This window comes from Kitasatospora sp. NPDC059795 (assembly GCF_042732175.1).
GTDB lineage: Bacteria > Actinomycetota > Actinomycetes > Streptomycetales > Streptomycetaceae > Kitasatospora.
The window spans coordinates 24,811-37,581 of sequence record NZ_JBHWID010000010.1 but is presented as its reverse complement, the minus strand read 5'-3'; the positions used below and the strand labels follow the sequence as shown (position 1 = coordinate 37,581).

Here is a 12,771-nt window from a genome sequence, read left to right as displayed (position 1 = left end):
CGGTGGGCCTGAGCCTGGAGAAGGTGTCGACGGCCGCGCCCGGCCTGGTCGACCTGTACAAGTCCGCGCGGGTGAGCCTCACCGAGCGCGGGCTGCGGGACGTCCGGGCCGCCGTCTACCTGGTGCTCGACCGTTCCGGCTCGATGCGGCCGCACTACCGGTCCGGCGCCGTCCAGCACTTCGCCGAGCAGGTGCTGGCGCTGTCGGCGCACCTGGACGACGACGGGCGGGTGCCGGTGGTGTTCTTCTCCACCGGGGTGGACGGCGTCGCCGAGATCTCGCTCGACGACCACCTGGGCCGGATCGACCGCCTGCACGCCTCGTACGGGCACATGGGCCGCACCGACTACCACCGGGCGATGAAGGCCGTGATCCGGCACTACCAGCTCTGCGGCGCCACCGACCCGGCGCTGGTGGTGTTCCAGACCGACGGCGGGCCGAGCTCGCGGGCGGCGGCCCGGGACATGCTCTGCCTGGCCGCCGAACTGCCGCTCTACTGGCAGTTCGTGGGCTTCGGCGATCCGGCCGACCAGGAGTTCGCGTTCCTGCGCCGGCTGGACGAGCTGCCCGTGCCCGCCAAGCGGCCGGTCGACAACGCGGGCTTCTTCCCGGCCGGCCGCGACCCGCGCGCCCTCACCGACGCCGAGCTGTACGACCGGCTGCTGACCGGCTTCCCGGAGTGGCTCGCGGCCGTCCGGACGGGCTGAGGTCAGTCCCAGAGCGCGCCGAACGCGAGCAGTTCGTCGCGGTGCTCGATCCGCTCGATCCAGTCCTCCGGCCAGGCGCCCTCGCCGTGCCGGGCGCCCGCGAACGCGCCGGCCAGGCAGGCCAGCGAGTCGGAGTCGCCGGCGGAGACGGCGGCCCGGCGGACGGCGGCGACCGGGTCGTCGGGGAGCAGCAGGAAGCAGAGCAGCGCGGTGGCGAAGGCCTCCTCGGCGACCCAGCCCTCGCCGGTCCGCTCGCAGGGGTCGGCGTCGATGTCGCCGGCGGCGAGGGCGGCGTCGAGGCGGTCCAGGGCGCGGAGGCACTCGTCCCAGCCGCGTGCGATGAAGGCCTCGGGCGGGCCGACGTGGTCCCGGGAGGCGAGGTCGCCGAGCCAGAACTCGTCGTACTGGGTGCGCTGTTGGTGGGCGTGGGCGCGCAGCTTGGCGGGCAGTTCGGCCGGCTCGACGCCCTGGGCCAGCCATCGGACGGTGAACGCGGTGAGCTCGCTGGCGGCCAGCGCGGTGGGGTGGCCGTGGGTGAGCCCGGACTGCAGCTGGGACGCGCCGGAGACCTGCCGGTCCGTCAACGTGCGGACCAGCCCGAGCGGGGCGACCCGCATGTTCGCGCCGCAGCCCTTGGAGCCGAGGTCGGACGCGTCCTGCCAGGGCCGGCCGGTGGAGAGCCGGAAGCAGGACCGCAGGCAGGTCATGCCGGGGGCGCGGTCGTTGGCCGGGGAGCGCCACCACGCCACGAACTCCTCGCGCAGCGGCAGTTCGAGGCGCAGCGGGACGAGCGGGCCCTCGGCGAGGCCGGTACGCAGGGCGCGGGCGAGCGCCAGCGTCATCTGGGTGTCGTCGGTGACCAGGGCCTTCTTCGGGAGCGGGAGCTGCCGCCAGTCGGGGCTGAGCAGGCCGATCTCGTGCAGGTTCAGGAACTCGGTGCGCTTGCCCAGGGCGTCGCCGATCGCCAGCCCCAGCATCGATCCCGTCGCCCGCCCCATGACCCGTGCCCCTCTCAGACCTCGACCAGCAGTTCCTTGAGTCCGCGGATCACGTAGCCGGGGTTCCACTCGGGCTCGCGCACCAGCGTCAGCCCGGGGGCCTTGCGGAGCAGCGCACCGTAGGACTCGGTGAGTTCAAGTCTGGCAAGGGGCGCGCCGAGACAGAAGTGAATTCCGGCGCCGAAGGTGATGTGCGGGTTGTCGGCGCGGCCGAGGTCGAGCCGGTCGGGGTCGGTGAAGCGCTCGGGGTCGCGGTTGGCGGAGCCGAACAGCAGGGCGACCTCGGCGCCGCGCGGGATCGTCACGCCGCCCACCTCGATGTCCTCCAGCACCCAGCGTTCGAACATCTGCAGCGGGGTGTCGTAGCGCATCAGCTCTTCGACGGCGGTGGGCAGCAGTTCGTCCACCGCGCCGCGCAGCCGGGCGAGTTCGCCGGGGTTGCGGAGCAGCGCCCACCAGCCGTTGCCGGTGGTGTTGACGGTCGCCTCGTGGCCGGCGTTCAGCAGCAGCACGCAGGTGGAGATCATCTCCTGCTCGCTGAGCACCTGCCCGTCCTCGGCGGCCTGGGCCAGCGCGCTGATCAGGTCGGTGCCCGGCTCCTCGCGCCGGCGGCGGATCAACTCCCGCAGGTAGGCGGAGAATTCGAGGCTGGCGGTGACGGCACGCCGGGCGGTGTCCTGGTCCGGGTTGAGTTCGAACATGCCGGTGATGTCGGCCGACCAGGGCCGCAGCAGGTGCCGGTCCGGCTCGGGGACGCCGAGCATCTCGGCGATCACGGCGACCGGCAGCGGCTCGGCGACCTTCGCGATCAGGTCGCCGCCGCCGTCGGCGAGCAGGTCGTCGACCAGTTCGCCGGCCAGCCGCCGTACGGTCGGGCGCAGCGACTCGACCATGCGCGGGGTGAACGCCTTCGCCACCAGCCGCCGGATCCGGGTGTGGTCGGGGCCCTCCAGGTCGAGCAGGCCGTGGTCGTTGAGGGTGTGGAACGGCTCGTGCGCCGGGTTCGGCGCGGGCTGCCCGAACTCCTCGTGGCTGAAGCGGTGGGTGTAGGTGCGCCCCAACCGCCGGTCCCGCAGCAGCGCGTTGACGTCCGCGTACCGGGACACCAGCCACTGGTCGCTCGGCCCGTAGTGGACGACCGGCGACTGCTCGCGCAGCGCGGCGTAGGCCGGGTACGGGTGGGCCACGAACTCGGCCGACCACGGGTCGAAGACGTCGATCGCCACGGTGCGCTCTCCCTGCTCGTCGGACTGCCATCGTATGCCGTCCGACCTGCGGGTTTTCGATCAGCCCCGGGCGAGGTCGCCGCTGACCAGCCGTCGGACCAGCTTCGGCAGCGCCTCCGAGATCGGCTCCCGGACGACTTCTGACGCCGCGTCGTCGTACGGGGTGGGCTCGCCGTTCACCACGATCAGCTTCGCGCCGTGCTCCAGCGCGATCCGCGGCAGCAGCGCCGCCGGCATCACCTGCAGCGAACTGCCCACCGCCAGGAAGACCTGGCAGGCCTTGGCGACCGCGTCCGCCTGCTGCAACGTCCGCTCGTCCAGTGCCTCGCCGAACATCACGGTGCGCGGCCGCAGCACCGCCCCGCACTCCGCGCACGCCGGGTCGTCCTCGCCCGCCGCGACGCGTTCCAGTGCCGCCGCCATCGGAGAGACCACCCGGCACCGGACGCACTGCACCTCGGCGGCGGTGCCGTGCAGCTCGACCACCTTCCGGGCCGGCAGGCCCGCCGCCCGGTGCAGGCCGTCCACGTTCTGCGTCAGGACCCGCATCGGCACCCCGGCCCGTTCCAGGTCCACCAGCGCCCGGTGGCCCGCGTTCGGCTTCGCGTCCACCGCCCCGGCGTCCCGCCGCATCAGCCAGGACCGCCGTCGCACCTCGGCGCTCGCCAGGTACGGCCCGATCGTCACCAGCTCCTGCGCACTCGGATCCCGCTGCCACAGCCCCTGCGGTCCCCGGTAGTCGGGAATCCCCGAATCCGTCGAGATTCCCGCCCCCGTCAGCACCGCCACCAGCGGCCGCTTCTCCGTCATGCCCGGGACGGTACGGCCCGCAGCCCGTTCCGGCCACCGGTTATCACCGGCCGGAACGCCGCCAGGTAGCACACTGCGCCGACCGTCAGGAAGTCCAGCGACGCCCCCATCAGCAGCGTGCCCACCAGAACCAGCACCGGGCTCCACCAGCGCACCGCCCTGCGCACCGTCAGACGCACCAGCAGCGCCAGCAGCCCGACGTACAGCAGCATCGGCACCACCGTGTACACCAGCGGCATCACCCCCGGCACCGACTGCACCCGGTCGAACAGCTCCGACCGCGCCGCGGAGTCCGCGGAGACCGCGTTCGCGTACAGGTCGACGGCGCTCTGCGCGAGACCCGACAGCACCCCCGCGAGACCCGCCCCCAGCCAGACCCGGCCCCAGACCCCGCGCTCGCCGCCCAACCGCCACAGCTCCACCAGCCCGAACCCCAGCAGCGCCAACCCCGCGAACAACGCCAGGTGCCCGACCGTCCAGCCGACCCCCACCCCGCGCGACCCCGGCACCAACCGCACCGCCCCGTACACCGCGAGCAGCCCCGCCGAGAACCCCAACGCCCGACGCCCCGTGACCATCGCCAACCCCTTTGCGAGAGTGCCTCTTTCGACACCCCCAACCCTCCCGCAACGGCCCGCGGCGCAACTCCCCCGCACCGGTGAACCCCCCACCTCCCCCTCCGGGGGGAGAGAGAGCGCGAACCCGGGGAGACCACCCCCCTCTCACTCCCCCGCCGTGACCGCCCCCGCCTCGTACGCGAAGACCACCGCGTGCACCCGGTCCCGCAGCCCCAGCTTCTGCAACAGGTTGCTGACGTGCGTCTTGACGGTGTGCTCGCTCACCACCAGCTCCCCCGCGATCTCCGCGTTGGACATCCCCCGGGCGACCAGCCGCAACGTCTCCTGCTCCCGCGCCGTCAGGGACTCCAGCAACCGCCCCAGCGGCCGCGACACCGCCAGCGCGCCGCCGGCCTTCCGCGCCGTGACCTCGCCGATGACCCGCCGCGTGACGGACGGAGCCAGCAGCGCCTCCCCGGAGTTCACGACCCGGACCGCATGCGCGAGGTCGTCCCGTCGGACGTCCTTGAGCAGGAACCCGCTCGCCCCGGCGTACAGCGCGTCGAAGACGTAGTCGTCGACGTCGAAGGTCGTCAGCATGATGACCTTGCAGCGCGGCAGCTCCGCGCACACCCGCCGGGCCGCCTCCAGCCCGTCCATCACCGGCATGCGGACGTCCAGCAGCAGGACGTCGGGGTCGTGGGCGCGTACGGCGTCGATCGCCTGTTGTCCGTCCCCCGCCTCCGCCACGACCTCGATGTCGGGCTGGGCGTCGAGGATCACCCGAACCCGGCGCGCACCAGTTCCTGGTCGTCCGCGATCACCACTCGTATGGTCAACTCGTCACCCCTTCTCAGATGTTGAGCGGCAGCACGGCCGCCACCAGATATCCGGGCCCGTCGGTCCGCGGCCCGGCCTCGGCACTGCCGCCGCAGGCCGCGGCCCGCTCGCGGATCGAGAGCAGGCCGCGCCCGCCCGACCGGCCGTCGACACCCCCGCCGACCAGGACGGCGCCGGCCCCGACCCCGTCGTCCGCGATCTCCACCCCCAGCGAGCCGTCCCGGACCGCGACGCGCACCACGACCCGCCCGGCCCGGGCGTGCTTGACCACGTTGGTGAGCGCTTCCTGGACGATCCGGTACGCCGCGGCCTGCACCTCCGCGGGTCCGCCCTCCTCGATGCGGGCGTCGACGTCGACGCCCGATTCGCGGACGCGGTCGAGCACCCCGGCGAGTTCGGACAGTCGCGGCTGGGGGGCGAGCGCGGGCGCCGCCCCCTCCTCCTTCAACACGCCCAGCACCCGCCGGAGTTGGACCATCGCGTCGCGCCCGGAGTCGGCGATCGCGTCGAACGCGCGGATCGCCCGGTCGGGGTTGTTGCGCACCACGAGCGGCCCGGCCTCGGCCTGGACGACCATCAGCGAGACGGCGTGGGCCAGGATGTCGTGCATCTCGCGGGCGATCCGAGCGCGTTCCTCGGCGACGGCCCGGGCGGCGTCGCTGGCGGCGCGCAGCCCGGCCTGCCGGGCGCGTTCGGCCTCGACGCCGGCGAGGCGGCGCAGCTCCCGTACCAGTGAGCCGAAGACGAAGCTGCCGACGGACACCACCAGGCTGAACATCATGCCGCTGATGGAGCGGGTGCCGACCACGTTGCCGACCACGCTGAGGGTGAGCAGCAGCAGGCGCTGCCAGTCCTTGCCGCGGTCGGCGACGGTGTAGATCGCGACGGCCATGCCGACCTGGATCTGCGGCATCGCGAAGTGCGCCAGCGCGGACAGCGCCATGGTGGGCAGGGTGCAGATCAGCAGCACCAGCCAGGGGTTGCGGCGTCGCCACCACAGCGGCACCGATCCGACCAGGGCCAGCGCGTACTCCCACCAGGTGCCGCCGGGGTGCTCCGGGTCGGAGTACACCCCGGACACCGCGACCCCGACGGCGAGTGCGACCAGCGGCGCGTCCACCGCCCACGGCCGGGCCCTCCCCCAGGCCAGCAGGCCTTCCGTCCATCTCCCCATCCGCATCCGCGCATCCTCTCGCATCGTCGTCCGGCCGCCGCCCTCCCCCGGCCCTCGGAAGCCGGCCGGAACGCCGGGGGAACGCCGAGGGGCGCCCCCGGCCGGGAGCGCCCCTGACGATGCCTCACCGAGGAGGCGTCACAGCAGCCGCTTGATCTCTCCACGCGCCCGGTAGAACCCGCCGGACCCGGACTCCCGGACCTCGGCGACCAGGTAGCGCGCGCCGGCGACCCGGACGTCCTTCGGGAACTGCACCCGCCAGGACGGGTCGAAGCCGGGCGACACGACCCGCACCCGCAGCCGGCTGCCGTCGGCGACGCACTCCACCTCGACGCCGCTGCCGACGGCCGCGGTGACGCTGACGGTCTCCAGCACCGCGGACGGCACGACCCGCTCGATGGAGCCGCCGGTCACCTCGGCGGTGGCCGGCAGGGTGCCCTGCTCGGCGGCCTGCACGGCGCCGGGCGTGGCGTCCAGGCAGGCCAGCGAGCCGTCCGTGGTGACGACGTACAGGCGGCCGTCGCGGTACTGCATGCTGTACGCCGAGCCGCAGCCGGTGCCGAGCTTCCACAGCCGGGTGCCGTCGGCGGCGAAGCAGTAGACGGACGAGTGGTTGTCGCCCGCGAACACGTACTCGCCGTCCGGGGAGGCCGCGCAGGAGAACACCGAGGCGTCGCACTTGTACGCGGCGACCTCGACGCCGTCGGCCTTGCGGAGCCGGTGCACCCAGCCCTGCGTGGTGCCGGCGAACACCTCGTCCTTCTCCTGCCAGCCGAACAGCACCGCGCCCTTGGTGCGGGTGTGCCACTGCTGGTCGCCGCCGCGCTTGGCGTACCGGGCGACGCCCGCCGACCAGCCGTGGTAGACGGAGTCGGCGTCGCAGCGCACCATCCAGCCGGAGCTGCCCTGGGCGTTGCGCCGCCACTGGAACTCGTCCTCGTGGTCGACGGTGGTCAGCCCGCCGTTCGCGTCGGCGACGCCGAGGACGCCGTCGTGGATGTCCAGCCAGTAGATGTCGACGTCCTGGGCGATCTCGTACGCCACCCGCGGCACCTTGCCGCCGAGGTCGTACACCTTGCCGTCGTCGCAGCCCGCGTAGATCCACCAGTCGTCGGCGACGATGCACTTGACGCCGTCGGGCAGGCCGAACCGGCCGGTGACCCGGCCGTCCATGGTCAGCGTGTAGACGTCGCCGCTCTCGTTGCCGACCCAGGCGTGCTCCTCGCCGACGTACACCCCGAACGCGGGCGAGCCGGAGCGGAAGCGCCACAGCATCGGCGCCTGACGGGCGGTGGAGCGGGTCGAGGTGATCTGCCGGCGGGTCACGGACCGGCGCTGGCGCGCCCCCTGGACGGCCGGCGCGTAGCCCTTGCGAACCTTCTCGCCGATCTTCTTGGCGGCCGTGGCGGCGGCCTTCTCGGCGCTCGGGCAGACCGTGGTCTTCGTCGTGCCGGGCTCACCGATCCGCCCGTACCGGATCGTCAACTCCGCGTCCTTGACCGTGACTTCGTAGAACTTGTGGGCGCTGCCCTGGTCCTCGGAGAGTTCCAGGTAGGTCACCTGCGGGTCTGCGGAAACGGTGGCGGACATGGCCGACGCCCCTTTCGGGCACAGAGTTCGGGGGGTGTCGGCGGGGCTCTCGCCGCCTGCCGACACACCTCAATCTAGGCCCCGCCACCGACAGCCACGGCGGCCGGGTCAGCCGTTGGACACCTGCACGCCGCCGCTCACGGCGCGGGCGATCAGGACGTGCGGCGCCCCGACGACCGAGGGCACCTTGACGTCGGTGCCGCCGCTGTCGGCATGCGCCTCCACCTGGTACTGCTCCCCCGCCGGCACCTTCACCATCAGGCCGCCGGAGTCGGTGGACATCTCCGCCCGGGTCGGCGCCTCGGCGAACCGGGCCTCCACCCCGCCGGAGACCACCGACAGCTTCACGTTCTTCGACTTCAGCCCGAAGGTGTTGATCCCCCCGGAGGTCACCTTGGCGTCCACGTCGCCCGCCACGTCGTGCAGTTGGATGCCGCCGCTGGTCTGGGTGAGCTTCAGCTTGGTGCCGGCCGGGACGCGCACCTCGTAGCCGATCCCGCAGCTGGAGCAGGAGTACGTCAGCTTCAGCACCCCGTCCTTGAGTTCGTGGCTGCCCTGCGGCTCCTGGTCCCGCCAGGCGCGCTTCTCCAGCACCTGCACCGGGCCGTCGCCGACCTTGACGTCGATCCCGCCGCTGGTCCCGTCGACGACCAACTGGTCGACCTGCCCGGGCACTTCGTACGACACCGTCTTGCGCTGCTGATCCCCCCAGGGCCCGCAGCCCACCGCCCCGATCACCAGCAGTCCCACGACCGCCGCCGCCCCCATGATCCGCTTCACCGCGGCCTCCTTTCGACAGCCCCGATTCTTCCGTCCGCCGGGCCCGCGCGCCTCCCTCCACGGAGTGGTTCCGCCGCCTCCGTCGCCAGGGGGATCCCCTAGGTGAAACCGAGGGGATCCCCGGGAACGCCGCAGGGCGGCCACCCCGAGTGGGGTGACCGCCCTGCGGTTCGACCGAAGGATCAGCCGGTGTACGGACCGTAGTCGTAGTCGTCCAGCGGGACGGCCTGACCGGAGCCCGCGCCGAACGGCGACAGGTCGTAGTCGTCGTAGCCGACGGCGGAGTACATCGCGGCCTTGGCCTCTTCGGTCGGCTCGACCCGGATGTTGCGGTAGCGGGGCAGACCCGTACCGGCCGGGATGAGCTTACCGAGGATGACGTTCTCCTTGAGGCCCAGCAGCGGGTCCGACTTGGCGTGGATCGCCGCGTCGGTGAGGACCCGGGTCGTCTCCTGGAAGGAGGCGGCCGACAGCCAGGACTCGGTGGCCAGCGAGGCCTTGGTGATACCCATCAGCTGCGGACGGCCGGAGGCGGGGTGGCCGCCCTCGGACACCACGCGACGGTTCTCCTGCTCGAAGCGGCCGCGCTCGACCAGCTCGCCCGGCAGCAGCTCGGCGTCGCCCGACTCGATGATCGTCACGCGGCGGAGCATCTGCCGGATGATGATCTCGATGTGCTTGTCGTGGATCGACACACCCTGCGAGTTGTAGACCTTCTGGACTTCGGCGACCAGGTGGATCTGGACGGCACGCTGGCCCATGATCCGCAGCACGTCGTGCGGGTTGGTGGCGCCGACGGTCAGCTTCTGGCCGACCTCGACCGCCTCGCCCTCGCTGACGAGCAGCTTGACGCGCTTGGAGACCGGGTAGGCGATCTCGTCCGAGCCGTCGTCGGGGGTGACGACGACCTTGCGGGTCTTCTCGGTGTCCTCGATGCGGACCCGACCCTGCGCCTCCGAGATCGGGGCGACACCCTTCGGGGTACGCGCCTCGAAGAGCTCGACGACACGCGGCAGACCCTGGGTGATGTCGTCACCGGCCACACCACCGGTGTGGAAGGTACGCATGGTCAGCTGGGTACCGGGCTCACCGATGGACTGGGCGGCGATGATGCCGACCGCCTCACCGATGTCGACCAGCTTGCCGGTGGCCAGCGAGCGGCCGTAGCAGAAGGCACAGGTGCCGACCGCCGACTCACAGGTCAGGATCGAGCGGACCTTGACCGAGCTGACGCCGTTCCGGATCAGCTCGTCCATCAGGACGTCGCCGAGGTCGGTGTTGGCGGTCGCGATCAGCTTGCCGTCGACAGTGATGTCCTCGGCGAGCATGCGGGCGTACACGCTGGTCTCGACGTCGTCGGCCTTGCGCAGCACACCGTCCGCGCCGACCTGGCCGATCTCCAGCTTGAGGCCGCGCTCGGTGCCGCAGTCCTCCTCGCGGATGATCACGTCCTGCGAGACGTCCACCAGACGACGGGTCAGGTAACCCGAGTCGGCGGTACGCAGCGCGGTGTCGGCCAGACCCTTACGGGCACCGTGGGTGGAGATGAAGTACTCCAGCACGGACAGGCCCTCACGGAACGAGGCCTTGATGGGACGGGCGATGGTCTCGTTCTTCGCGTTCGACACCAGACCACGCATACCGGCGATCTGACGCATCTGCATCATGTTTCCGCGCGCGCCCGAGTCGACCATCATGAAGATGGGGTTCGTCTTCGGGAAGTTCGCGGACATCGCGTCGGCGACCTCGTTGGTCGCGCGGGTCCAGATGCCGATGAGCTCGGACTTGCGCTCGTTGTCGGTGATCAGACCGCGCTCGTACTGGCGCTGGACCTTCTCCGCCTGCGCCTCGTAGCCCTCCAGGATGGCGGGCTTGCTCGGCGGGACGATGACGTCCGAGATCGAGACGGTGACACCGGAACGGGTCGACCAGTGGAAGCCGGACGCCTTCAGGTTGTCGAGCGTCGCGGCGACGACGACCTTCGGGTAGCGCTCGGCGAGGTCGTTGACGATCGCCGACAGCTGCTTCTTGCCGACCTCGTAGTCGACGAACGGGTAGTCCTCGGGCAGCAGCTCGTTGAAGAGCGCGCGGCCCAGGGTGGTGGTGATCCGGAACGGCTCGCCGTCGGTCCAGGTCGGCTGACCGTCCTCGTCCACCGGCGCGGCCCAGCCGCGCGGCGGCACGGTGCCGGCCGGCATGCGCAGGTCGATCGGGGCCTGGACGTCCAGCTCGCGGGCGTCGAAGGCCATGATCGCCTCGGCGGTCGAGGAGAAGGAACGGCCCTTGCCCTTGACCTCCTCGCGGTCCGAGGTGAGGAAGAACAGGCCCAGCACCATGTCCTGGGTCGGCATGGTGACGGGGCGACCGTCGGCCGGCTTCAGGATGTTGTTCGAGGACAGCATCAGGATGCGGGCCTCGGCCTGCGCCTCCGCGGACAGCGGCAGGTGCACGGCCATCTGGTCGCCGTCGAAGTCCGCGTTGAACGCGGTGCAGACGAGCGGGTGGATCTGGATGGCCTTGCCCTCGACCAGCTGCGGCTCGAAGGCCTGGATGCCGAGGCGGTGCAGGGTGGGCGCACGGTTCAGCAGAACCGGGTGCTCGGCGATGACCTCTTCGAGGACGTCCCACACGACCGGGCGGGCGCGCTCGACCATGCGCTTGGCCGACTTGATGTTCTGCGCGTGGTTCAGGTCGACCAGGCGCTTCATCACGAACGGCTTGAAGAGCTCCAGCGCCATGGCCTTCGGCAGACCGCACTGGTGCAGCTTGAGCTGCGGGCCGACGACGATGACCGAACGGGCCGAGTAGTCGACTCGCTTGCCGAGCAGGTTCTGACGGAAACGACCCTGCTTGCCCTTCAGCATGTCGCTGAGGGACTTCAGCGGGCGGTTGCCCGGGCCGGTGACCGGACGGCCGCGACGGCCGTTGTCGAACAGCGCGTCGACCGCTTCCTGCAGCATGCGCTTCTCGTTGTTCACGATGATCTCGGGCGCGCCGAGGTCGAGAAGCCGCTTCAGGCGGTTGTTGCGGTTGATGACGCGGCGGTACAGGTCGTTCAGGTCGGAGGTGGCGAAGCGGCCACCGTCGAGCTGGACCATCGGACGCAGGTCCGGCGGGATCACCGGGACGCAGTCGAGCACCATGCCCTTGGGCTTGTTGCTGGTCTGCAGGAAGGCGGAGACGACCTTGAGGCGCTTGAGCGCACGGGTCTTCTTCTGGCCCTTGCCGGTACGGATGATCTCGCGGAGGCGCTCGGCCTCCTCGCCCAGGTCGAAGGACTCAAGGCGGTCCTTGAGGGCCGCCGCGCCCATCGAGCCGGAGAAGTAGGTGCCGAAGCGGTCGCGCAGCTCGCGGTAGAGCAGCTCGTCGCCCTCGAGGTCCTGGACCTTGAGGTTCTTGAAGCGGGCCCACACCTCGTCCAGGCGGTCGATCTCGCGCTGGGTGCGGTCGCGGAGCTGCTTCATCTCGCGCTCGGCGCCCTCGCGGACCTTGCGGCGGACGTCCGCCTTGGCGCCCTCGGCCTCGAGCTCGGCCAGGTCGGACTCGGCCTTCTTGGCCCGGGCCTCGAGGTCGGAGTCGCGGCGGTTCTCGATCTGCTGGCGCTCGACCGAGACGTGCGCCTCCAGGGAGGGGAGGTCGCGCTGACGGCGCTCGTCGTCCACCCAGGTGATCATGTAGGCGGCGAAGTAGATGACCTTCTCGAGGTCCTTCGGCGCCAGGTCGAGCAGGTAGCCCAGTCGCGACGGGACACCCTTGAAGTACCAGATGTGGGTGACCGGGGCGGCGAGCTCGATGTGGCCCATCCGCTCACGGCGCACCTTGGCGCGGGTCACCTCGACGCCGCAGCGCTCACAGATGATGCCCTTGAAGCGGACGCGCTTGTACTTACCGCAGTAGCACTCCCAGTCCCGGGTGGGACCGAAGATCTTCTCGCAGAAAAGGCCGTCCTTTTCCGGCTTCAGCGTGCGGTAGTTGATGGTCTCCGGCTTCTTCACCTCGCCGTGCGACCACTGGCGGATGTCGTCGGCGGTGGCCAGTCCGATGCGGAGCTCGTCGAAGAAGTTGACGTCAAGCACTGGTCGTCAAGCC

General features: G+C 71.4%; 10 protein-coding genes. 1 reads left to right on the top strand and 9 read right to left on the bottom strand.

Features of this window, described 5'->3' with window-relative positions; translation table 11 throughout:
• Positions 1-2 precede the first annotated feature (2 nt).
• The gene (locus ACFV4P_RS21065) at positions 3-707 is read left to right on the top strand and encodes a VWA domain-containing protein (RefSeq protein ID WP_380473245.1); all 705 of its coding nucleotides are present in this window, start codon (positions 3-5) and stop codon (positions 705-707) included.
• 2 nt (positions 708-709) lie between these two features.
• On the opposite strand, the gene ACFV4P_RS21060 is transcribed toward ACFV4P_RS21065, so the two are convergent.
• From ACFV4P_RS21060 to ACFV4P_RS21020, 9 genes are all read right to left on the bottom strand, one after another.
• Positions 710-1,705 carry an ADP-ribosylglycohydrolase family protein gene (locus ACFV4P_RS21060; protein WP_380473244.1) on the bottom strand — a complete coding sequence of 332 codons (996 nt, stop codon included), beginning with the start codon at positions 1,703-1,705 and terminating at the stop codon, positions 710-712.
• 14 nt (positions 1,706-1,719) lie between these two features.
• Positions 1,720-2,931: a cytochrome P450 gene (locus ACFV4P_RS21055; protein WP_380473242.1), complete on the bottom strand. Its 1,212-nt coding sequence runs from the start codon at positions 2,929-2,931 to the stop codon at positions 1,720-1,722.
• 60 nt (positions 2,932-2,991) lie between these two features.
• Entirely contained in the window at positions 2,992-3,741 is a 750-nt protein-coding gene (locus tag ACFV4P_RS21050) for an NAD-dependent deacetylase (protein WP_380473240.1), read from the bottom strand.
• On the bottom strand, positions 3,738-4,319 hold the full coding sequence (locus ACFV4P_RS21045) for a hypothetical protein (RefSeq protein WP_380473238.1): 582 nt from the start codon (positions 4,317-4,319) through the stop codon (positions 3,738-3,740). The genes ACFV4P_RS21050 and ACFV4P_RS21045 overlap by 4 nt, the downstream gene beginning before the upstream one ends.
• Positions 4,320-4,463: 144 nt before the next feature.
• Positions 4,464-5,081 (bottom strand): response regulator, encoded by a 618-nt coding sequence (locus tag ACFV4P_RS21040; RefSeq protein WP_380473236.1) that lies wholly within the window; start codon positions 5,079-5,081, stop codon positions 4,464-4,466.
• A 70-nt stretch (positions 5,082-5,151) separates the two neighbouring features.
• Positions 5,152-6,318 (bottom strand): sensor histidine kinase, encoded by a 1,167-nt coding sequence (locus ACFV4P_RS21035; protein WP_380473234.1) that lies wholly within the window; start codon positions 6,316-6,318, stop codon positions 5,152-5,154.
• 132 nt (positions 6,319-6,450) lie between these two features.
• Entirely contained in the window at positions 6,451-7,902 is a 1,452-nt protein-coding gene (locus ACFV4P_RS21030) for a WGR domain-containing protein (protein WP_380473232.1), read from the bottom strand.
• A gap of 108 nt (positions 7,903-8,010) precedes the next feature.
• A complete protein-coding gene (locus ACFV4P_RS21025; RefSeq protein ID WP_380473230.1) occupies positions 8,011-8,682 on the bottom strand; it encodes a DUF4097 family beta strand repeat-containing protein in 672 nt (223 codons plus the stop codon).
• Positions 8,683-8,864: 182 nt separating this feature from the next.
• The gene (locus tag ACFV4P_RS21020) at positions 8,865-12,758 is read right to left on the bottom strand and encodes a DNA-directed RNA polymerase subunit beta' (RefSeq protein WP_380473228.1); all 3,894 of its coding nucleotides are present in this window, start codon (positions 12,756-12,758) and stop codon (positions 8,865-8,867) included.
• Positions 12,759-12,771: the final 13 nt, after the last annotated feature.

Excerpts from the sequence above, each read along its gene's own strand:
- ACFV4P_RS21035 (WP_380473234.1), bottom strand. The coding sequence starts at position 6,318 with ATGCGGATGGGGAGATGGACGGAAGGCCTGCTGGCCTGGGGGAGGGCC.
- ACFV4P_RS21050 (WP_380473240.1), bottom strand. The coding sequence starts at position 3,741 with ATGACGGAGAAGCGGCCGCTGGTGGCGGTGCTGACGGGGGCGGGAATC.
- ACFV4P_RS21060 (WP_380473244.1), bottom strand. The coding sequence starts at position 1,705 with ATGGGGCGGGCGACGGGATCGATGCTGGGGCTGGCGATCGGCGACGCC.
- ACFV4P_RS21030 (WP_380473232.1), bottom strand. The coding sequence starts at position 7,902 with ATGTCCGCCACCGTTTCCGCAGACCCGCAGGTGACCTACCTGGAACTC.
- ACFV4P_RS21045 (WP_380473238.1), bottom strand. The coding sequence starts at position 4,319 with ATGGTCACGGGGCGTCGGGCGTTGGGGTTCTCGGCGGGGCTGCTCGCG.